Origin of the sequence: Ruminococcus albus AD2013, assembly GCF_000526775.1 — a bacterium.
GTDB lineage: Bacteria > Bacillota > Clostridia > Oscillospirales > Ruminococcaceae > Hominimerdicola > Hominimerdicola alba_A.
On the sequence record NZ_JAGS01000001.1, the window covers coordinates 1,060,799 to 1,082,759 of the forward strand.

The 21,961-nt window shown below is 46.4% G+C and carries 25 protein-coding genes; 3 read left to right on the forward strand and 22 right to left on the reverse strand.

The window, feature by feature from the left end:
- The first annotated feature begins 21 nt into the window (after positions 1-21).
- The 3 genes from N773_RS0104765 to argF are packed head-to-tail and all read left to right on the forward strand — an operon-like array spanning position 22 to position 2,609.
- Complete coding sequence (locus N773_RS0104765; protein ID WP_024856721.1) at positions 22-1,203, forward strand: aspartate aminotransferase family protein; 1,182 nt, start codon at positions 22-24, stop codon at positions 1,201-1,203.
- Positions 1,204-1,220: 17 nt separating this feature from the next.
- Entirely contained in the window at positions 1,221-1,661 is a 441-nt protein-coding gene (locus tag N773_RS0104770) for a GNAT family N-acetyltransferase (RefSeq protein WP_024856722.1), read from the forward strand.
- A gap of 33 nt (positions 1,662-1,694) precedes the next feature.
- Positions 1,695-2,609: an ornithine carbamoyltransferase gene (argF, locus tag N773_RS0104775; RefSeq protein WP_024856723.1), complete on the forward strand. Its 915-nt coding sequence runs from the start codon at positions 1,695-1,697 to the stop codon at positions 2,607-2,609.
- A 47-nt stretch (positions 2,610-2,656) separates the two neighbouring features.
- Here the strand turns inward: argF and N773_RS0104780 are convergent, their stop codons facing one another.
- The 22 genes from N773_RS0104780 to N773_RS0104885 form a co-directional block, all read right to left on the reverse strand.
- Complete coding sequence (locus N773_RS0104780) at positions 2,657-3,874, reverse strand: peptidase U32 family protein (protein WP_024856724.1); 1,218 nt, start codon at positions 3,872-3,874, stop codon at positions 2,657-2,659.
- 27 nt (positions 3,875-3,901) lie between these two features.
- Entirely contained in the window at positions 3,902-5,509 is a 1,608-nt protein-coding gene (gene mltG, locus N773_RS0104785; protein ID WP_024856725.1) for an endolytic transglycosylase MltG, read from the reverse strand.
- Positions 5,510-5,534: 25 nt separating this feature from the next.
- A complete protein-coding gene (locus tag N773_RS0104790) occupies positions 5,535-6,134 on the reverse strand; it encodes a 5-formyltetrahydrofolate cyclo-ligase (protein WP_051454254.1) in 600 nt (199 codons plus the stop codon).
- Positions 6,122-6,667 carry a DJ-1 family glyoxalase III gene (locus N773_RS0104795; protein ID WP_024856727.1) on the reverse strand — a complete coding sequence of 182 codons (546 nt, stop codon included), beginning with the start codon at positions 6,665-6,667 and terminating at the stop codon, positions 6,122-6,124. The genes N773_RS0104790 and N773_RS0104795 overlap by 13 nt, the downstream gene beginning before the upstream one ends.
- Before the next feature lie 15 nt (positions 6,668-6,682).
- On the reverse strand, positions 6,683-7,585 hold the full coding sequence (locus N773_RS0104800; protein ID WP_024856728.1) for a DUF2156 domain-containing protein: 903 nt from the start codon (positions 7,583-7,585) through the stop codon (positions 6,683-6,685).
- Positions 7,586-7,588: 3 nt separating this feature from the next.
- Positions 7,589-8,245, reverse strand: coding sequence for a dTMP kinase (locus N773_RS0104805; protein WP_024856729.1), 657 nt, complete (start codon positions 8,243-8,245; stop codon positions 7,589-7,591).
- A gap of 1 nt (position 8,246) precedes the next feature.
- Positions 8,247-9,008 carry an FAD-dependent thymidylate synthase gene (gene thyX / locus N773_RS0104810; protein WP_024856730.1) on the reverse strand — a complete coding sequence of 254 codons (762 nt, stop codon included), beginning with the start codon at positions 9,006-9,008 and terminating at the stop codon, positions 8,247-8,249.
- A gap of 157 nt (positions 9,009-9,165) precedes the next feature.
- On the reverse strand, positions 9,166-10,833 hold the full coding sequence (recN, locus tag N773_RS0104815; protein WP_024856731.1) for a DNA repair protein RecN: 1,668 nt from the start codon (positions 10,831-10,833) through the stop codon (positions 9,166-9,168).
- Entirely contained in the window at positions 10,834-11,307 is a 474-nt protein-coding gene (locus tag N773_RS0104820) for an arginine repressor (RefSeq protein ID WP_024856732.1), read from the reverse strand.
- A gap of 3 nt (positions 11,308-11,310) precedes the next feature.
- Complete coding sequence (locus tag N773_RS0104825; protein ID WP_024856733.1) at positions 11,311-12,174, reverse strand: NAD(+)/NADH kinase; 864 nt, start codon at positions 12,172-12,174, stop codon at positions 11,311-11,313.
- A gap of 1 nt (position 12,175) precedes the next feature.
- On the reverse strand, positions 12,176-12,967 hold the full coding sequence (locus tag N773_RS0104830) for a TlyA family RNA methyltransferase (RefSeq protein ID WP_024856734.1): 792 nt from the start codon (positions 12,965-12,967) through the stop codon (positions 12,176-12,178).
- Between the two features lies 1 nt (position 12,968).
- Positions 12,969-14,807: a 1-deoxy-D-xylulose-5-phosphate synthase gene (gene dxs / locus N773_RS19725; protein WP_043537790.1), complete on the reverse strand. Its 1,839-nt coding sequence runs from the start codon at positions 14,805-14,807 to the stop codon at positions 12,969-12,971.
- Between the two features lie 25 nt (positions 14,808-14,832).
- Positions 14,833-15,726: a polyprenyl synthetase family protein gene (locus tag N773_RS0104840; RefSeq protein WP_024856735.1), complete on the reverse strand. Its 894-nt coding sequence runs from the start codon at positions 15,724-15,726 to the stop codon at positions 14,833-14,835.
- The gene (gene xseB / locus N773_RS0104845; RefSeq protein WP_024856736.1) at positions 15,719-15,907 is read right to left on the reverse strand and encodes an exodeoxyribonuclease VII small subunit; all 189 of its coding nucleotides are present in this window, start codon (positions 15,905-15,907) and stop codon (positions 15,719-15,721) included. The genes N773_RS0104840 and xseB overlap by 8 nt, the downstream gene beginning before the upstream one ends.
- The gene (xseA, locus tag N773_RS0104850; RefSeq protein ID WP_024856737.1) at positions 15,897-17,117 is read right to left on the reverse strand and encodes an exodeoxyribonuclease VII large subunit; all 1,221 of its coding nucleotides are present in this window, start codon (positions 17,115-17,117) and stop codon (positions 15,897-15,899) included. The genes xseB and xseA overlap by 11 nt, the downstream gene beginning before the upstream one ends.
- Complete coding sequence (locus N773_RS0104855) at positions 17,114-18,055, reverse strand: peptidase M22 (protein ID WP_024856738.1); 942 nt, start codon at positions 18,053-18,055, stop codon at positions 17,114-17,116. Before N773_RS0104855 ends, xseA begins: the two co-directional genes overlap by 4 nt.
- Complete coding sequence (gene nusB, locus N773_RS0104860) at positions 18,055-18,468, reverse strand: transcription antitermination factor NusB (protein ID WP_024856739.1); 414 nt, start codon at positions 18,466-18,468, stop codon at positions 18,055-18,057. The genes N773_RS0104855 and nusB overlap by 1 nt, the downstream gene beginning before the upstream one ends.
- A 48-nt stretch (positions 18,469-18,516) precedes the next feature.
- Positions 18,517-18,870 carry an Asp23/Gls24 family envelope stress response protein gene (locus tag N773_RS0104865; protein WP_024856740.1) on the reverse strand — a complete coding sequence of 118 codons (354 nt, stop codon included), beginning with the start codon at positions 18,868-18,870 and terminating at the stop codon, positions 18,517-18,519.
- A 370-nt stretch (positions 18,871-19,240) separates the two neighbouring features.
- Positions 19,241-19,786 carry a SpoIIIAH-like family protein gene (locus N773_RS0104870; protein WP_024856741.1) on the reverse strand — a complete coding sequence of 182 codons (546 nt, stop codon included), beginning with the start codon at positions 19,784-19,786 and terminating at the stop codon, positions 19,241-19,243.
- Between the two features lie 21 nt (positions 19,787-19,807).
- Positions 19,808-20,353 carry a stage III sporulation protein AG gene (locus tag N773_RS0104875; protein ID WP_024856742.1) on the reverse strand — a complete coding sequence of 182 codons (546 nt, stop codon included), beginning with the start codon at positions 20,351-20,353 and terminating at the stop codon, positions 19,808-19,810.
- A complete protein-coding gene (locus N773_RS0104880) occupies positions 20,322-20,828 on the reverse strand; it encodes a hypothetical protein (protein ID WP_024856743.1) in 507 nt (168 codons plus the stop codon). The genes N773_RS0104875 and N773_RS0104880 overlap by 32 nt, the downstream gene beginning before the upstream one ends.
- 4 nt (positions 20,829-20,832) lie before the next feature.
- The gene (locus tag N773_RS0104885; RefSeq protein ID WP_024856744.1) at positions 20,833-21,960 is read right to left on the reverse strand and encodes a stage III sporulation protein AE; all 1,128 of its coding nucleotides are present in this window, start codon (positions 21,958-21,960) and stop codon (positions 20,833-20,835) included.
- Position 21,961 lies beyond the last annotated feature (1 nt).

The window sequence follows — 21,961 nt, forward strand, 5'->3', positions numbered from 1 at the left end:
TCTTTGAAAGGAAAATGAAAAATGAATACTATAGAACAGTTCAATGAACACGTTATGCCGACCTACGGAAGGTATGACCTGGTACTCGACAAGGGTGCTGAACAGACAGCTGTCGACGAGGACGGCAAGCAGTACATAGATTTTGGCTCGGGTATCGGCACAAACAGCCTTGGCTACTGCAACGAGGAATGGGTAGATGCAGTATGCGCACAGGTAAAGAAGATACAGCACACCTCCAACTACTACTACACTAAAGTACAGGCTGATTTTGCGCAGAAGCTTTGCGGTATCACAGGTTACAGCAAGATGTTCTTCGGCAACTCGGGCGCCGAGGCTAATGAGTGTGCAATTAAGGTTGCAAGGAAGTACAGCTTTGACAAGTACGGCAAGGAAGCCGAGAGGAATATCATAATCACACTGGTGAACAGCTTCCACGGAAGGACAATGGGAACACTTTCCGCTACTGGACAGGACGTATTCCACAACTACTTCTTCCCTTTCCTGCCAGGATTTGTGAATGTAAAGGCTAATGATATCGATGACCTGAACAAGGTCATTGCTGAGAACGACGGCAAGATCTGCGCTATAATGTTTGAATGCATTCAGGGCGAGGGCGGAGTTGTTGGTCTGGACGAAGCTTTTGTAAAGGCAATATTCGATGTTGCCGAGAAGAATGATATCCTGACTATCTGCGATGAAGTTCAGACAGGTGTAGGCAGGTCAGGCAAGTTCTTAGCTTGCATGAACTACGGCGTGAAGCCCAATATCGTGACCATGGCAAAGGGTCTGGCAGGCGGACTGCCTATCGGCGTTTGTCTGGCTGATGAGAAGTGCTGTGATGTTCTGACCAAGGGTACACACGGTTCTACATTCGGCGGAAACCCTGTTGTATGCGCAGGCGGGCTGGCTGTACTGAACAATGTAACAAAAGAAGGCTTCCTTGATGAAGTTATCAAGAAGGGTGACTATATCCGCGAGAAGCTGAAAGATGTTCCCGAAGTTACAGGCATCAGCGGTATGGGACTTATGCTGGGTGTCAGCCTGAAGACCAAGACCGCAGGCGATGTTTGCAAGGCTTGTCTGGATAACGGTCTGCTGATACTGACCGCTAAGGAAAAACTGCGTTTTCTGCCACCGCTGAACATCAGCTACGAGGAGATAGACAAGGGTCTGGCTATTCTCAAGGATATCCTTGAAAAATAATAGTTCGGAGGTATACCATGACTATAAGGAAAATGGTTATCACGGACTACGATAAAGTTTACAGCCTGTGGCTTTCCTGCAAGGGCATGGGTCTGAATGACCTTGATGATTCGAAAGAGGGCATAGCAAGATATCTGGAAAGAAATCCCGAAACGAGCTTTGTTGCCGAAGATGGCGAGAAAATCATCGGTGTGATAATCGCAGGTCATGACGGCAGACGCGGTTACATTTACCACACTGCAGTTTCTCCCGATCACAGAGGACAGGGCATCGGTACAAAGCTTGTAGATGCGGCTATGAAAGCCCTCAAAGATCAGGGCATAAACAAGGCTGCACTTGTATGCTTCTCGAAAAACGAAGGCGGGAACACTTTCTGGGAGAAGGCAGGGTTCAGTCATAGGACTGACCTTACATACAGGAACAAGGCAATTTCCGAAATGAAAAGAATAGATACGTAAATAAATAATCTCAAACAATGGAGGTATTACAATATGAACCACTTACTCAAAATGCTTGATCTTTCAAAAGAGGAGATAATCGACATACTCAATCTGGCTGATCAGCTGAAATACGAAAACAAGAACGGAATCGAACACAAGGTGCTGAAGGGCAAGACTCTTGGCATGATATTCCAGAAGTCTTCCACACGTACACGTGTTTCTTTTGAGACAGGTATGTATCAGCTGGGCGGACAGGCACTGTTCCTCTCCAACCGCGATCTTCAGATCGGCAGAGGCGAACCTGTTCAGGATACTGCAAGGGTACTCTCCCGCTATCTGGACGGTATAATGATACGTACATTTGAGCAGAAGGAAGTTGAAGATCTGGCTCAATACGGTTCTATCCCGATAATAAACGGTCTGACCGATTTCTGCCACCCTTGTCAGGTGCTTGCAGACCTTATGACTATCCGTGAGTTCAAGGGTCAGTTTGAGGGTCTGAAGATGTGCTACATCGGCGACGGCAACAACATGGCAAACTCCCTGATCGTCGGCGGACTTAAAGTCGGCATGAGCGTATCCATCGCTTGCCCCGAGGGCTATCGTCCCGATCCCGAGGTACTGGAATTCGCAAAGCAGTACGGTGACAAGTTCTTCATGACCGATAAGCCCATCGAAGCTGCTAAGGACGCTGATGTTCTGTTCACAGACGTATGGACTTCCATGGGTGAAGAAGCAGAGACCGAGAAGCGTAAGGTAGCTTTTGCCGGATATCAGATAAATGACGATATAATGGCTGTTGCAAAGTCCGATGCTATGGTACAGCACTGCCTGCCTGCACACCGCGAGGAAGAGATCACTGAGAAGGTATTCGAGGCTCACGCAAATGAGATCTTCGAGGAAGCTGAGAACAGACTCCACGCACAGAAGGCTGTAATGGTCAAGGTAATGGGTGAGAAAAAGTAATTAATGTATAAAGAAAAGCCGCAGTTAAGATCTGCGGCTTTTTTATGTTATTTTTTGATTCGTATAATAGAGTTCTTCGGGAAGATGCGGTCGCAAGTCATCGAGAACTTCATTGCAGCATGGTTAGCTGTCTCAATAGGTTCACCTTTTTCATCAAAGAGCTCGCTTGCTGTTAGTATCACAGGCTCGCCATCTGGCGAAAGAACTTCGACTTCATCACCTTTATTGAACTTGTTGCGCTGTTCGGCATATATCCTGCCGTCCCTGCAATCCTCGATCACTGCCACAACATCATACTCGCGGACATATCCGCTGTTTTCGTAATACTGACTCTCTCTGGGGTTGCCGAAGAGAAATCCGGGACAGTAAGCGCGGTGGCTTACCTTGTAGACCTCGTCTTTAAGCCACTGTGGCAGATGATAATTATCGGGGTCTGACTTGTATATATCCATAGCCTTTCGGTAAGCGTTGGTAATAACCGAAACATAGTAGGAAGATTTTGCACGTCCCTCGATCTTGAAGCTGTTAACACCTGCCTTGGCAAGCTTATCGATATGTTCGATAAGACACATATCCTTGGCATTGAGAATGAAAGTTCCGCGCTCGTCTTCAAATATGGGATAGAACTCATTTGTGCGCTTTTCCTCCATGAGGTGATATCCCCATCTACATGGCTGGGCACATTCACCGCGGTTGGCATCACGGGATGTCAGGTACTGTGAAAGCAGACATCTGCCCGAGAAGCTTACACACATGGCGCCGTGCACAAAACACTCGATGTCAAGATCATCAGGAGTTTTAGCGCGTATTTCAGCTATTTCTTCAAGAGTCAGCTCCCTTGCAAGAACTACCCGTTTCGCGCCCATGTTATAGAATTCATTAGCAGTGACATAATTAACTATGCCCGCCTGAGTCGAGATATGTATCTCGGTATCGGGGGCGTATTTTTTTGCAAGAGACAGCAGACCGATATCGGTAACTATCAGTGCATCAACGCCCGCATCGACTGCGTTTTTTACAAAACTCTCAAAGTGAGGTATCTCGTTATTATGCGGCAGAGTATTACAGGTCAGGAAGACCCTTTTGCCGCGTGAGTGAGCAAGTTCACAAGCCTGTGAAAGAAGCTCGGGAGTAAATTTTGCGGATGCTGCTCTCATACCGAAAGCTGTACCGCCAAGATAGACAGCGTCTGCGCCGAAATCCAGCGCAGCGTGCAGTCTTTCCATATCGCCTACGGGCGAAAGTATCTCAAGAAGATCGGACATCAGTTATCCCTACCAATTCTCGTTTTATTATTCGTTGTTATCTTCATTACCGTTATCAGCTGTATCCTCAACCACCTGATCGCCTCTTCCTGCCTTTACAAGGTTCTTCTCGTGCTCATCGAGAGTCTCGGCATAGAAGGTCTCGCCTGTTTCGATATCGTTACAGAAGTAATAGTAGTCTGTCTTTTCAGGGTTCAGTACAGCATTTATTGCATCCATACCGGGATTGCAGATAGGTCCTGCAGGCAGTCCGTCAATAGCGTAGGTATCGTAATACTCAGCGTAATGGAGAACCAGATCATCGTTTTTAGTGTTTGGCTTGATCACTTTGTTGATATAATTATAGGTTGTATCTGACTGGAGCATCGGGAAAGTATCCGAATCTCTCATACGGTTGAGGAATACCGATGCTACTCTTGGCATCTCATCAACATTTGCAGCTTCAAGCTGAACGATAGAAGCAAGGGTGATGGTCTCGTTAAGAGTAAGACCACGATCGTTCATCTTTTTGTACATAGCATCATTTATCTTTGAATCATAATGATCTCTGAGTATTCTGCATATATTATAGGCAGTATCATTTACATAGAACTCATAGGTATCGGGGAAGAGATAGCCTTCTCTTGAATAGAATACGTTCTTGTTCTCTGTAAGGTAGCCCTCAAACTTATAGCCCATATCCCTGTTGAATTCAAAGAGGAAGTCCTCAGCCTTACATACATTGTTATCTTCAAGCTTTTGGGCGATATCTACAAGGTACTCACCCTCGGTGAAGGTCACGGTAACTGTCTCATAGGTCTCTCTCTGCTTCTCAAGCTCTTCAATGATATCGGAGTAGGGCTGAGAAGGCTGAAGCTTGATATCTCCCGGGTATATAGTAGCAGGTTTCATGATCTTTAATGTATAGATGAACAGCTTCTTGTTCTTGATTATGCCGTTCTCTACAAGAAGATCTGCTATCTGCTCATTTGTAGAACCCTCGGGGATATTGAAGGATATCTCGTTATCATCCTTGCCTATACCATAGTATTCCATACCAAGAGTCAGTCCTGCAACTGCGAGAAGAAGTGATACAGTGAGGATTATGGTAACGAGGATAATTCCGCCGAAGATAGAGCCATTGAAACCTACGCCTCTCTTCTTTTTTCTTCCCGATGACTTGCCGCTTCTGCTTTTGCCTGAACTGCGGTCTTCATCGGAACGCGATGCTTTGCGGGGAGATCTTCTGACGGGTTCATCATCTTCTTCGCTCTCCTCGTCTTCATCCTCATCTTCATCAAACTCGTCTTCAATGTCAGCGTCCTTACCAAAGTGCTTTTTGATATCGTCATTGGCGATAGCTGAAGTTTCCTTTTCCTCTTCATGCTCTTCGACAGCTTCAGCATCATCGGATATTACAGCTTCTGCTTCTTTTTCTTCGGGTATTGAAGCGGGAGCGCTCACAGCCTCGGCACTGTTATCAAGCGCATCATCGGAAGATATTCTCCTTCTGGGTCTGTTTTTCAGCGAAGCCAGAAGTTCATCTATCTCATCGACATCAGACTTCTTCGGCTTTTCAGCGTTGATCGAAGTATCGCCGACGTTACCTTTGCTTTCGCCGAGTATATCGTCGATATCGAAATTTTTGTCACTCATTCATTTTGACTTCCTTTCCTTTATATTATATATTATCCGCAGAAATTTTGATCAAGCTTTTCTCGGTAATTATCATATCAACAGAAACATCATGCTCATCACAGGGCAATTTATCCTCTGTCAGGCAGCTTTCGCAGCACAGACCAACGGTAATACCCTTGAAATCAGTGAGAAATCTGTCGTAGAAACCCTTTCCGAATCCCAGCCGATAGCCCTTGGTATCAAAACTGAGGGCGGGCACAACGCACAAAGCTTTTACATATTCATCGATGCGCTCGCATTCGGCGGAAGGCTCCAATATACCAAAATGCCCCGATTCAAGATCATCAAGACTATTGATGCGATAAAAGTGCATCTCATTGGTACCGCTGACACATCTTGGACACAGCAGGCGTTTATCAGCTCCGTTATTTATATCACTAAGAACTTTTTCGATTATGCCGATGGTTCCTATCTCGATATCCCCCGAAACATATATGAGTATATCTCGGGAATTTTTATACACATCGCTTTCGGTAAACGCGGTGCATACTGCGCTGTCTGCGGCTCTTTTCTCATGCGGGTCTCTTGCAAGCCTGATGGCTTTGAAATGTTTTCTCAGCTCCTGCTTAGTCAGTCCCTGCATTGTATACCCTTTCTTATCTCCTCGGCTTTTGCTTTGGAAACGAGTTTTTCAGTTAGAGCAAGGGCAAAGTCAACAGCTACACCTGCGCCCTTTGCGGTGATGAACTTGTCATCAACAGCAACATGGTCATCTGAGATAACTGCGCCTTCAAGATCTTTTTCAAATCCGGGGAAGCAGATAGCCTTCTTGCCTTTCAGCAGACCCTTATGACCGAGTATGCTGGGCGCAGCGCAGATAGCTGCTATATATTTATCGTTCTTTGCGCAGAAATCGATAGCCGCCTGAACGTAGTCATCATTCTCCAGATTTATAGTACCGGGCATACCGCCGGGGAGGACGATCATATCAATTTTATCATCGAGAACGACCTTATCTACGGTAATATCGGGAGTGAACCTTACCTTGTGGGCGCCCACAACTGTTTCACCGCTTACGCCGACTGTTACAACTTCAACGCCTGCGCGTCTTAGAATATCGATGGGTGCCAGAGCTTCGAGCTCTTCAAAACCATCTGCAAGAAATACGTATACCATAGAATTCTCCTCCGTTCATTCAAAACTTACTGTATACTTATGCAAAAGAAATTCAGGGTGATATGAGAGCTTTGAGCGCCTGAGACCCTCGATGCCCATATCCTCTTCCCTGTTTATATATTTTAGCTGAGAAGCATATCTTTTCGCAAACTGATTGCAAAGCATGGGATACGCGCCGTTTATATCGCCCCTTGCCTTTTCGATATGCACAACAAATGTATTACTGTTTAGCTGTTCACCTATCGTAAACCCGACCATCTCGCCGCCTGAGCGGAGTATACCGCCTTTGAGACCGAGATAGTCCATATTCATCAGAAAACGGTGAATGGCATACTGCTCGATAGCCGCAGAGCCTTCACTGTCACCGACTGAATTATAGATATCAGCAGCGAAACGGAAACAATCATCGATATCACATGGTCTTATCTCATCAAAAGACCAGTCATTCTCAAGAAATCTGTTGATGTGATTCCTTTTGCCGTGATATTTTTTGCCTTCAAAGGTGATAAGCTTTTCGGAAAGATATATATAATCAGAATTTCCGCGGTCAGCAAAGAAACTGATCCTGTCACCATAGACCGCTTTCATCCACTCAAGTTCTTTCTCGGTAACGGAGCATACTCTGAATGTGTCACCCTTATCAGTTATAAACTTTTCAAGTTCTGCCAGCAGTGATATGATCTTCTCTCTGCCGATATCGTCATCAGAAACGCCGGTCGGAAACAGTATAACAGGCTCTCCATCGAAAAAGCTCATGAGTATATAAAAATCGCCATACAGACATATCAGCGAATCATTCAGCCTGTGCCACGCAAAATTATTTGCAAAGCTGTACTCACAGCCCATGCGGTCGGATACTGCAAGCCTTGCATTTATCTCTTCGCGGTCAGTGAGTTCAATTTTTCTGAAATCAAACATTTGCTATTCAATTATCTCCGTCAGCTTTTCAAATATCGTATCGATACTGAGCGGTTCATCGCCGCAGCCGCATTCCACGATATCCCAGCCCTGTTTTTCGGCGGTAAAAAGCGCTGCCTTTCGGCACATACGCAGAAAACCGATGTTCTTTTCATGGATATCCTTTTTGCTCTCATCGCCGCCGTATCTGGCAGAAAGTAACTTCTGTGAGATATCTATGGGCATATCAAGGAATATGACCTTATCGGGCTTTGGCAGACCCAGCTTGCCGTACTCGTAATCCTCCAGCCATGCAAGGTAGTTTTCCCATTCTTCCTCGGGAAGCTTGGTCATCTGGTAGATGCAGTTTGAGGTAACGTATCTTGCCGCCAGTATCAGGCAGCCGTCGTTATAATCTGCTTCCCAGTATTTTTTGTAGCTTACATATCTGTCAGCGGCATAGAAGCTTGAAGCCGCATAAGCGTTGACAGCTTCTGCACTTCCTGCAATATCACCATTAAGATACATCTGCACCAGGGTAGATGATGGGTCATCATAATCGGGAAAGCTTATGGCTTTAAGCTTTACACCCTTTGCTTTCAGATATTCAGACAGCTTTTCAAACTGAGTTGACTTTCCACTGCCGTCAAGACCCTCAAGAACTATCAGTTTATATTTCATATCAAAGCACCTTATACTTTTCACGGACTTCTGCAAACTTTCCGCAGGTCATCTTGCCCTCGGGACATTTGCCCTCAGCAACACAGGAAGGTCCTGCATTCTTAAATACATTAGGAGCGACCTCACGGCAGAGCTTCAGCATTTCATCAGCAACAGCCTTTATCTCCCACTGTGCTCTGTTGCAGCAGCGGTGTTCAAAGAAATTGAACAGGCTCCTGACATTCATAGTAACGACTATTTTAGTCTCACAGGCATTGGGAAGAACGAATCTTGCGTCTTCATTTGCCTTTTTGCGGGCGTTGCGTGCAGCGGTCTTTTCGTCCTGACCCTGTGCGATGAAGTCTGCCTTGTGTTTTTCAGTGAGCATTTCTGCTATCTTATGATAGCTTTCAACAAGCACTTCCATAGTGCGGTCGAATTCAGCCTTTGCTTCGGGCACAGCTTCTATCTCGGGCGGTGTTATAAAATCAAAACCGTCCTCGTTGACATAGCGCTGGCTCTTTTGAGAGTACGAAGCTATACGATGCCTTACCAGCTGATGCGAACAGGCACGGGAAATGCCTTCTATTCCGAAAGTAAAGCTTACGTGCTCCATAACGCTCTCATGTCCGATGGAAGCCAGCATATTGACGAACTCAGCTGTTTTTTCCTCAGTAAGACCGTCTTTAAGAGAACCAATATCGCTGCTTGAATAGCAAAGCTTTGCAGCTGTCGCGATTATCTTTTCAGGTTCGGGTGTATGAGCGATCAGCATAACTTTCATAAAACATCTTCCCTTCACTTCATAGATATAATTATTATACCATTAAATTCAATTCAAGTCAACAAATATTCGTAAATTTAACAAAATGACCACGAAAAAAGGCAGATAAACTCTGCCTTTGAATAAAATATCATAATAAATGTGCCGAAAACTGCAATTATTTTACAGCCGAGAGCAGTTCATCGGCGTTTTCAAGCATAAGCTCAGTGATATTATCTCCGCCCATTATCCTTGCTATCTCGTACTTTCTTTCCTCATGTGCGAGAGTTCTCACGGCGGTGACTGTTCTGTCGCCCACTATATTTTTCTCAATGAGCAGGTGATTATCTGCCATGACAGCTATCTGAGCAAGGTGAGTAACGCACAGCACCTGCCTGTGTTTTGAGATCTCACGGAGTTTCAAGCCTATCTTCTGTGCGGCTCTTCCGCTGACACCTGTATCTATCTCATCGAAAATAAGGGTGTCGATAGAATCCTTTTCAGCGAGTACGCTTTTGAGGGCGAGCATTATTCTTGAAAGTTCACCGCCCGAAGCTATCTTCGCAATAGGACGAGGTTCTTCACCGATATTAGCTGATATCAGGAACTCGATATTATCCATACCGTTCTGGGTCAGTTTTCCTGTCTCCTGACCAACCACCAGCTTTACACTGGGCATATTCAGGAATTCAAGCTCCCCTGTTACCTGACTTACAAATCTTTCGGCAGCGGCTCTGCGGAAATCCGAGAGGGTCTTTGCCTTATGTGATACCTCTGCCAACAGACGGTCTTTTTCTGCTTCAAGTTCCTTGACGTTCTGCTCGGAACTGCTGAGTATCTCCAGCTCTTCCTCGCTTTTTTCAAGAGTGGATATTACATCGCTGAGCTCGGGACCGTACTTTTTGCATATCTTCCGCAGGTCATCTGAACGCTGATTGAGCCAATCAAAGCGCTTGGGATCGACATCAAGCTTATCAAGGACTGATGCTAGTTCACCCGAGATATCATCGAGTTCGATAATGGCGGAATTCAACCTCTCACTGATCGGAGCAAGTTCTGCCATGATATCGGTGTAGCCGTCAATTTTATCAGAACACTCAGATACAAGTTCGGATATTCCCTCTGTATCGTCATCTCCCGAAAGCATAAGCTGAGCTGCGTAGACCGCTTCGGAAATAGCGACCGCATTCTTTGAAACTTCAAGCTCGGCAGCTATCTGCTTTTCTTCATCGGGATCGGTGATATCTAGGACACGGATATCGGCTATGATATCTTCAAGCTCGCAGATGCGCATTTCCTTTCTGCCCGCTTCTTTTCGGAGGTCGTTTATCTTTTTTGCAACGTGCTGTAATTCACGGAAAGACTTTCTGTAATCGGCGATAAGTTCTTCCGAGCCTGCATAGCCGTCAAGGATATCGATATGTTTTTCGGGTGACATGAGTATCTGGTTATCGTGCTGACCGTGGATATTCACGAGAAGATCGCCGATATCCCTAAGAAGCGAGACATTCACAGCCCGCTGATTTACTCTTGCGATACTTCCGCCGTCGGAACGTATCTCACGGGTCAGAGAAAGCTGACCGTCCTCACAGTCAACACCCATTTCTTCAAGCTGTTTAAGAACAGTCTCGCCGATATCGGTGAAAAGTCCCGAAATAACAGCCTTATCTGCCCCGGTGCGGACAATATCCTTAGTAACTCGCTGACCGAGGATAGCGTTTATGCCGTTTATAAGTATCGATTTACCTGCACCCGTTTCGCCAGTGAAAGCGTTGAAGCTTTCGGTAAAGCCGATGGATGCTTTTTCAATAACTGCAAGATTTTCGATATAAAGCTCTCTTAACATTTATTTTTCGTCCTTGCTGTACAAAATGGTATTGAGCTCACGAACCAGTCTTTCCGCATCTTTCTGGGTCCTCATGAGCATAAAGATGGTGTCGTCGCCCGCAATAGTGCCGACGGAATTCTCGATATCGGTGGTATCGAGCTTAGCGCAGACAGCCTGCGCCATACCCACATGGCACTTGATGACGACCGTATTCATAGCGTGATCGACGCAGATGACCGAGCTGTGGAGAAGCCTGAGAGTGTCGCTGCTTCCACGGTCAAGACCCTCTTTGCTAAGTCGTGGAACTGCATATCTGCTTACGCCGAGTTCACTACTGACTTTTATCAGCGAAAGCTCCTTGATATCCCTTGAAAGCGTAGCCTGTGTGACGGTCATGCCGTTCTCTTCAAGAGCCTCCCTGAGGCTTTCCTGAGTATCTATAACTCTTTCCTGAACGAGTTTGAGAATAAGTTCATGACGATCAGTCTTCATAAATCATCCCTCCGTATCCTTTAGAGGTCTCATAAGCTTAGTATTTACCGACGAGAAGAAGCTTCCTCCGCAGATATCTATGATATCAAGGCTCTCCTTTGCACGGCGGATATTGATCTCATCTCCGTCGGACAATCTGTAAACGATATTGCCGTCAACATTGAGATGAACGTGGGCATTGTCTGCCGTGTGGCACTTTACTTTGATCTTGCTTGAAGCGGAGAATATCATCGACCTTGCAAACAGCGTATGTGGGCATATCTGCGTGAATTCGATACATTCCATCTCGGGTTCGATTATCGCTCCACCTGCCGACAGCGAATAGGCTGTAGCACCTGTGGCAGTAGAGAAAATTACGCCGTTAGCACGGATCAGCGAAACTATCTGACCGTCCTTTACGACTTCAAAATCCGAGACCTTGCAGTCATCAGACCTTGACACAACAACATCGTTAAGTGCGGAATATGTGCCTTCTTCCCCGCTTGCAGAAGCTTCCAGCATCATGCGTCGGCTGACGGTATATTTGCCCTCGATGAGATTTCGCAGAAGGTCAAGCTGGGAATGTTCCAGTGAAGCCATAAAGCCAAGTCTGCCGCAGTTTATTCCGAGGATAGGGGTCTTGAGCCTTGAAGCTCTGCCTGCGCATTTGAGTATAGTTCCGTCACCGCCTATGGCGATGATGATATCAGCGTTATCCATGCATTCCTCTGTACTGCCGAATACCATACCGTTTACATCGGCAAAAACGTCTTTATATTTCTCGCTGACCGAAAAACCTATGCCGCAGCTGCGAAGAATATTGCAGGCTTCAACAGTATATTCAGCGCAATTGTTTTTACCCAGATTGGGATACAAAAAAACTTTCATATTACTCACCTACTAAAAAAGCGTTATCAACGAGCTTTTTCAAATCAATAGATGCAGCGGCAGCCCGTCCGTCATTTATAAGATATGCAAGATATTCCCTGTTGCCGTCCCCGCCTGTTATGCCCGAGGGTACTATGCCGACTACCGAAAGCCCACAGCTTGTGAAAAATGCAGTCATGTCGCGCAGAACGCGAAGATGGTCTTTTTTGTCCCTGACTATGCCTTTTTTGTTAAGCGCAGCTTTCCCTGCTTCAAACTGCGGTTTTATCAGCACAACCATTTTTCCGCCGTTATCAAGACACGATACCAGCGCAGGCATCACCTGTGTCAAAGAAATAAACGAAAGATCAACGCTGATAAACTGAGGTTTTTCCGGGAAATCAGAAGATGTCAAGTATCTTGCATTTACACCTTCCATATTGACCACACGATCATCTTCAAGAAGAACTTTGTCCAGCTGGTCACGACCAACATCTACGGCATAGACAAGCTTTGCGCCGCGTTTGAGCATACACTGAGTAAATCCCCCTGTTGATGCACCGATATCAGCGCAGACAAGTCCATTTATGTCAAGTTGAAAGGCTTGAAATGCGGTCTCCAGTTTTATAAGACCTCTGCCGACATAATCAAAGCTGCTGTCATCTGCCTCAACTGTATCGCCCTCGCCAACCTCTGCGGCGGGTTTTGAACAGACAGCGCCGTTAAGCTTTACGCAGCCGGATTTTATCATCGTCTTGGCACGTTCTCTGCTTTTGGATATGCCATTCTCTGTCAGGTAGACATCTAATCTCATCTTATATCCTCTCTTCGGCTGTCTGTGCTATCTTTTCTGCGGACAGACCGAGTTCGTCAAGCAGTGTATTTGGTTCGCCGTGAGGGACTAAGCCCTTGATATTAAAGGCTTCAACATTTCCGCACAAAGCGGAAAACTTTTCGGAGATAGAACCGTCGGCATAAGCTTCCTCAAAGAAAAGCACTTTGTCGTAGCCCTTGGCGATCTTTACGATCTCATCCGACAAGGGAAATACCTTGACAAGTTTCAAAGTATCACACACTATGCCCTTTTTCTTTAATATATCGGCGGCTTTGCATACGTTGCTGTAAAGTCTGCCGTAGCTTACAAGCAAGGTATTTCCGCCATTTTTGATGAGGTGATTTGTAGTTCTGATAGTGTCAAGACCACAGCTTGACACTTCTTTTCCCCTCGGATATCGTACAACTGCTATGCCTTTTTCTTCAAATACTGCTTTTTTAAGACAAAGCCTGAGTTCCTGATAATCCGACGGAGAATATATTGTGACATTCGGTACGGCAGTCAGGAAAGAGATATCAAAAATGCCCTGGTGTGTCTCGCCGTCACTGCCCACAATGCCTGCACGGTCAACGCAGATAACCGCGTGAAGTCCGCCGATAGCAAGGTCGTGGATAAGCTGATCGTAGCTTCTCTGCAAAAATGTGGAATACACTGCAAAAACAGGTATCATGCCTGCGGCGGCAAGACCTCCGCAGAATGTTACCGCGTGTTCCTCGGCAATGCCCACATCGAAAAATCTGTTAGGAAAAGCTTTGGCAAAATATTGCAGACCAGTGCCGTATTTCATGGCGGCTGTAACTGCACAAATGCGCTTATCTGCCCTTGCAAGCCTGCAGAGTTCCTTGCCCATAACAGTGGAAAAACTGTCAGCGCTGACAACATCGGGATTGCCTGTGGATATCTCAAATGAACCCACACCGTGGAACTCCCCGGGATTAGCTTCGGCAGGTGCATAGCCCTTTCCCTTGACAGTATTTACATGAACAAAAACAGGCTTATTCACGGCTTTTGCGGCACGAAGTCCTGCTTCAAGCTCTTCTATATTATGACCGTCAAGAGGTCCGATGAACTCAAAACCCAGCTCATCGAACATGGTGCTGTGAAGCAGCATATTCTTAAAAGCTTTCTTTGAGGACTTCACCACGTTCTTGACAGGCTGACCAACAACAGGTGTAGCATCAAGCACTCTCTGTACGGCTGTTTTCGTTCTTTTATAAGATGACTTTGTACGCAAGGTTGCAAGATACTTTGCCATACTGCCCACGTTGCGCGAGATGGACATCTCATTGTAATTAAGTATAACAATGATGTTCGTATCGCTTTTACCCGCATTGTTAAGACCCTCAAAACTCAGTCCGCCCGACATGGCACCGTCACCAAGAACTGCTATCGCATGATGCGGGTCGCCTTTGAGCTTGTTGGCATAGGCAATACCCAGCGCCGCAGATATGGAATTAGAGCTGTGACCGCTGATAAAAGCGTCATGCTTTGATTCATCGGGACGGCAAAAGCCTGAGATACCGCCCTCTTTACGCAGTGTGGAAAAGCTGTCGCGCCTGCCCGTCAGTATCTTATGGGTATACGCCTGATGTCCCACGTCCCAGACTATCTTGTCTTCGGGTGATTCAAAGACCCTGTGAAGAGCCACCGTAAGTTCTACCGTGCCGAGATTTGAGGCAAGGTGTCCGCCGTTTTTGGAAACTGTCTTTATAAGTAGAGTTCGTATCTGTCTGCAAAGCTCGTCACACTGGCTGTATGACAGCTTTTTAAGGTCTGCAGGCAAATCGAGACTGAATAGATCTGCTTTTTTATCTGCCATAATCTTCAAACTCCCTTCGCTGAGATCATGAGCGTCTATCAAGCAGCTCCTGTGTGAGCTCAAACAAAAATTCGTTGTTTTCAAATTTCTTCAGGGCACCAAGAGCGGTAACGGTCAGCTGTGCGGCTTTCTGTCTCGATCTTTGAAGGCCCAGCAGAGAAACGTAGGTGTTCTTGTGCTGTTCGCTGTCGCTGCCGATGGGCTTGCCAAGCTCTTCAAAAGTGCCTGTAACATCAAGTATATCATCCACTATCTGGAACGCTCTGCCCATAGCCTGTGCATACTCGGCGGCAGCGGGGATATACTCCATTCTGCCTGAAAGTATAACGCCCATAACGCAGGCGGCCTCTATAAGAGCACCTGTTTTGCAGGATTGCAGGGTATTGAGTGTCTCAATGTCGATAACTTCTTCCTCGGTCTGCAGGTCGATTACCTGACCGCCTATCATACCGTCGGTACCGATGGCTTTGGATAGCACAGATATGAGCATTACTGCTGTTTCGGCGGATATAGTGCCTTCCATCGCACAGTCGGTGATCACCTCAAAAGCGAGGGTATTCAGCGCATCACCCGCCAGCAGAGCTATCTCCTCCGAAAAAGCCTTATGACATGAAGGCTTTCCTCTTCGGAAATCGTCATTGTCCATACAGGGCAAGTCATCGTGGATAAGGGAATATGTGTGTATAAGCTCGACCGCACAGGCAAGCTTCACCATTTTATCTATATCATCTCCGCCGCACATACGGTAGAATTCAAGTATCAGTACAGGTCTCAGCCTTTTGCCCCCTGCGCTCAGTGAATACTCCATTGCTTCGAGTACTGAGCTCTGAAGCTCGGGCTTATTTTCAGTGAATTTCAACAGCTCTTCATTTATTTTTTCGGCATAAGCCTGCAAGAGCTGTTCATGTCTATCAGTCATCAGTATTTTCTCCGTTCATAGTTTTTACCGTGAGCTTGGCATTTTCCAGAGCTTTTTTGCTGTCCGCCGTTAGACTCACGCCCTCTTTATAAAGTTCAAGCGCCTTATCCAGAGGGAGTTTATCGCTTTCAAGCTGAGAGACTATCTCCTCAAGCCTTTGCAGATTTTCTTCAAATGTCATTTATATCAGCCTTTCGGTCATTTATCTTGGTTGTTACAGCTGTAACTGTACCGTCAGCGAAACGTATGCTGATCTCCATACCCTCTTTGATGTCCTTCACAGAGGTAATAGCTGTACCGCCGCTTTCCACCAGGGCATATCCTCTGCCCAGAACATTGAAGGGGCTTAGTGTCCTCAGCTGTGCCGATGCCCTGTCAAGGTTCAGCTCGCAGACTTTCAGCTTGTTATCCATCAGCATACGAAGTCTGCTCTCGGCTTCTTCAAAGCGCTTTTCGGATTCTTTCAGCCGACGTTTCGGCGATGAAGCCCTGAGCCTTGTATCAAGCTTTTCGATCTCGATCATCCTGCCGCGAAGATACATACCAAAAGCGGAATCCAGCCTTGCTTTCATAACATTAGCCGCGGCATACATATCCACTATATCGGGAGTTGCAAGTTCGGCTGCCGCAGAGGGGGTAGGTGCCCGCATGTCGGCGGCGTAGTCGGCAAGAGTGGTATCCGTTTCGTGACCGACAGCAGAGATAACGGGTGTTACACAATCTGCCACAGCCATTACAACTGTCTCAGAATTGAAAGCATCAAGGTCTTCGGAAGAACCGCCGCCCCTTGAAAGTATTATGGTATCCGCACCGCTTTTATCAGCTGACTTCAGCGCCGCCGCAACAGAAGCGGGTGCTGTATCACCCTGTACCGTGGCAGGATAGACTTCTACGGTACATAAAGGATAACGTCTGCCCACGATATTTAAGATATCCTGCAAAGCAGCACCGTCTGCCGATGTTACCACCGCCAGTTTTTTCGGCACTATGGGTATGGCTTTTTTCTTCGACTGGTCGAACACGCCCAGTTTTTTCAGCTTGTCTTTCAGAAGTTCGTTCTTAGCAAAAGCTATGCCCGTACTGCCGAGAACAGCAATCTCGGTGGCGATTATCTGACATGAGCCCTCACGCTCATATACTTCAACATCGCCCATGACAAGTACGCTCATGCCGTTTTCGGGGAGTGCTTTCAGCTTTTTTACCCGCCCAGCGAACATGATGCACTTTATGGAACTGGTTTCGTCCTTTATCGTAAAAAAGGCATGACCCGTCTTGAAATGAATGCTGAAGTTCGATATCTCGCCCTTGACAGCCGCACCTTTGAATTTAAGCTCCTGCTTTATCTTGAATGCCAGCAATTTATTCAGCTGACTGACTGTCAGAACACTCATTGCTCTTTTCCTTTCATGGCGGCATAAAGTGCAATGCCGACTGCGTTATCTCCCGAAAATTCGGGCGCAGCAAAATATGCGTCAAATCTTTCGGAAAGCTTATCAGCAATAAGCTTGTCCGCCATGACGCCGCCTGCGTAGATAACGGGCATTTCACCGTATTTTTCAAGACCCGCCTTTGTCATCGCCGAGATGGTCTCACAGATATAGTCCAGACAGAACTTCGCAGTATCCTCGGGAGATTCGCCCTTTTCAAGCATCTGAACGCACTTGTTCTCGACCCCCGAAAGCGAACAGTCAAGCCATTTTACCGATGGCCTTATCTTAAAGTCCCTGCTGCTTTTGCGGGCAAGCTCTTCAAGTTCCTCGCCGCAGGGAAAATCCAGACCAAGTCTAACGCCAAGTCTGTCAATGCACTGACCCGCTTTAAGGTCATCCGAATGTCCTGCCTCTGTCAAAGAAACGACCTTTTCCTTGTCCCCTCGGCACAGCAGCATATCGGTAGTACCGCCGCTGACATGGAACGCAAGAAAAGGTTCGCCGCTATCAAGAAGTCCGAGCTTTTTGCAGGAATAGAGTGCCGCCAGCACATGACCTTTCTGGTGAGAGGTGCGCACAGGCTTCAGACCAACAGCTGCTGATACAGCTCTGCACACGTTTTCACCCACAAGAAAACAGGGCATATAAGAGCCCTCCACCTCTCTCGGGGCATATGAATAAGCACAGCCCGAAAGCAGAGGTTTGTCCGAAAACAGCTCCTCCATAAGGGCGGGAAGCTGTTTAGTATGGTGGAAAACCGCGTCCGACTGCCTTAATCCGCGCTCGCCTTTTTTTACGGTAAGAAGCTGTCTGCACGACTTTACTTCTCCCGTAATGCTGTCATACAGCGCACAGCTCGTCCTGTAATTACTTGTGTCTATACCTAAGTATACGCCCATCAATCCTCGTCCTTTTTGATATCCTTTGCAAATGAACCCAGGAGACCGTTAACGAATGCAATATCGGGTTCGAGAGCGTATTTCTCCGTAAGAGCCACAGCCTCGCTTATCGCAACGTTCACAGGTACTTTTTCATCATAGAGCGCTTCGTATATAGCAAGTCTCAGCGCGGTAAGATCCACCTTTGGTATACGGCTGACAGCGCGCTTGTCGGAATACTTCGATATTATGGAATCAAGCTCCTCCTGCTTATCGAATATACTGCGCACAAGGGTCTTTACCTCATCGTTCACGGGTATGAATTCACCAAGTTCCTCGGCACTCTCAAATATCTTATCCAGATCATCGTCCAAAAACATTTTTTCAAAAGACAGCAGAAAAGCAGCCTGTCTTACTTCTCGTCTTCCTGCCACACAAACACTCCTAACAATAATTATTCTGATATATTTTTTAAAGCGGTATCAGTCTTCACTGAAATGAACGCCGCAGATCGTTACGTTTACTTTGGCAACGGTGAGTCCCAGCATTGTCTGCACAGCACTCTTGACCTGCTCCTGTATCATCTCGGCAGCGGTTATCGCATTGGTGCCGTTGTTGAGAATGACACCTATAGAAACGGACAGAACATCGTCAACGAGTCCTATCCTGATATTTCCCACACTTTCCTGTCTGAGCCAGATCTGTCTGGGGGTCTTCATAACCGGTGCTACGCCGTAAACTCCCTCGACCTCAGCCATGGAGTTTGTGATTATCTGGGCGATAACGTCCTGATTTATATGGAGACTTTTCTCGACTTTGCCTGTGTTTTCTGACATAATGATACCTCCCGTAAAATATTCAGCGGGACATGAGCCCCTTTATTTGTATACTTGAAAGTATTATAACATATTTTTCTGCAAAAGTAAAGATATAACGCGCATTTTTTCGCATTAAACATCAGGCGTTAACGATACGAACACATACCGCCGGGGCTTATCATGTATCTTTTGCACCGAAAAGTATGCAGCTAATTCTTTTGGTATTAACAATATAGCAAATCTATACGACCGTATAATTTGGTATAAGGTCGTATCATTTCGTATCAAGTCGTATCACTCCAAAACAGCATCGCTGCAAAAATGTACCAAAGAAACCGCCCGCACCCCAAAACATTACGTCAGGGTACGGACGTTTTTTTCATTTATATCATGCAACATCAAATATACGAATATTCTCGGTGGGTACAGATACCTCACTCAAAAGGATATCCTTTATCTGTGCGGCTTCACTTGCTATAAGACCTTCCGAACCCGCCTTGACTACTATGTTTGCGTTATCACCGTCAAGGTAGCATACACAGTCTGTAAATCCTGCCGCCTTTACAAGTGATTCTATCTTGTTTTCCGATTCCATAAGACCTGTCATGGCGGCAGCTTCTTCGGCAGCGACTTCTTTTTCTTCCTCGGTGGCGTCACCGCCGTTTATTATGGTCTTTAAAGTTTCCTTGGCTTCGTCCCTTGCATTCATTCTGTCTATACGTGCCTGTGCAAAATAATCGCTGGTATTTTTATCAGCGCTGACAAGTTCGGCTTCACCATATTCATCGCTGTGCTTCTCTATCTTATCGGTTGTCTTTATCTCACTGCCCGATGAAGTCACTGCGTAATTCGCGTAGACTGCTATGCCCAGCATTAGTGTCATACCCGCAAGGACTATCTGTTTTTTGCCTATAACAAAACTCGGTTTTTTCATGATTATGTACCTCTTTTCCGTCTATCTGCATTTAGCTTCTACACAAACCCTTGTTGATGAAATGTTCAGGGCGGTCGAAACTGCTTTCTGCACACGTTCATTTATGCTTATGTTCCCTCCTCCATCACACACGATGACAACTCCCCCTATCTGCGGGTCGATTATCTTTCTGACAAGCGGCTGTCTTGTCCCGTCGTTTTCGGTAATGACGATATCTTCATCAAGCTTCTCGCTTCGGCGGTCAGCATTATCCTCGGAAAATCTGCTGATATTCTCGGCGTAGACGTACTCGGTGCCGCTTTCAATAGATATCATGACCTCGCACTCCCCTACGCCATCTATTTGTTCAAGAAGTTCTTTGAGTTCCAATTCTGTGCGCTTTTTAAAATCGTCACTCTCGGTGGTTTCTGTTTGCGAAATTGCTTTTTCCGGCTTCTCCTTACTATCGGGAACAAACTCCGAAAGCAATATCATCAGCATTCCCGCCGCCCCGAGAACAACAGCAATTTTCAGCCTGTCAGGGCTTTTCTTCAGCCTATCCGCCAACTGTTGAATCAGCTTTTTCATCTTCCGCCTTTCCTATAATTATCTCCGTACCGCTCACCTCTGCCGAAATAAGCCGACGGACTTCTTCTGCGTAACTTTCGTCTGTAAGTATTACTTCAACAGCGGTTATCCCGACTTCGTTATCCTCGGTCACGATCAGCTTTGTACTGACTTTTGCTCCACTGATATCATTCTTATTCAGCAGATCGGTGAAATATTCATCACAGCGAGATCTTGCTTCATCGAGAAATATTTCCTCCACATCAGCCGTAGTATGTGCTTTTTCAAGTTCAATGTCAGCGGACAAGTCAATATCGTTTAGAGTAAGTCTGAATCCCGATGAAACAAAGGGAGAGATAACCGCCAGCAAGGTCATCAGTCCAAGCAGGGACATGAGATTCTTTTTCATTGGACCTGCAGGGGATATCATATCAGTCATCATGGTTATTATTCCCATGAAGCAGGCTGTGCTTATTACGTTTCTTACTACATTCATTCTGTTACCCCATGGTCATAAAAGACAGCACTGCCGCAGTTGCGATGATAAAAGCCGATGTTATCGCTATAAGGATACTGCCGCCCACGGACATAACATGATCTATCGTTTTCAGGAGTTCTGCCGTTGTTCTGAGACCAAGGAAATCGTTGGCTATCCTGCCCGCCCAGAGAGTAAGCCGCATTGAGAAGATAAGCAGAAAAGGTCTGAGGGCGATAAGGAATACCGCCGCCATTCCAAATCCGCCAACCGCAGCCCTGATGACGCCAACACCACTTTTGACAGCAAGATAGGCGTCCGAGACAGAACTTCCGATCACGGGAATAAAGCTTGAAGCTGTAAATCGAACCGTCTTTGCCGCAACAGAATCTGCCGCAGAACAGGTGATGCCCTGTATAGTGAGAAGTCCCACAAATACCAGCATCAGCGCCGCCAGCAGCCATGTCGTCAAGCGGCGGATAGCATCTGCCGCCCCCGAAAGCTTTACGTGTGTATTCAAAACCGAAACAAGGGCTATCGCCATAAATGCACTCATAAAGGGTATCAACACTCCCGATGCAATGAACTCAGTTACTTCACACAAAAGCACCGTAGAGGAACTGTATGCCCCCGCAGTCGCGGGACTGCCGCTTGCGGCGGAAACAGCCGAAAACACAGGTATGTAACTCAGCATGAACTTGTTTATACAAGCAATGGAGTCCTGCAAAGCACAAAAGCTTGACGACAGTGTTTCAGCCATAACAGTCACAACAGCAATAACGCAGATATTCCCATACACTGAGCTTAATTCGCGGTTTTCGGTGGTGAGAAAGGTCACGGCAGAATAGAGAAGTGATACAGCAAGTATCCTGCCAAGCATAACAGCGGGTGAACAGAGCACCTCACGAAACCTAACCCACAGCCAGCCGAAAAATCCTCGCATATCAAGTTTTTCAACTTCTGCAGGCTCTGAAGGCGACACACCGAGCTCGTCCATATCGCGGGCTGTATCTTCATCAATGGCGCGGGTGAGTTCATTATTTATCTGATCTTTCAGGCGGGCAAATCCGCTTTCGGCAGATGATGCACAGGCAGGCATACAGAATATGAACATCATGCCTGTGACCAAAACAGCTGTAATTATCCTTTTCATT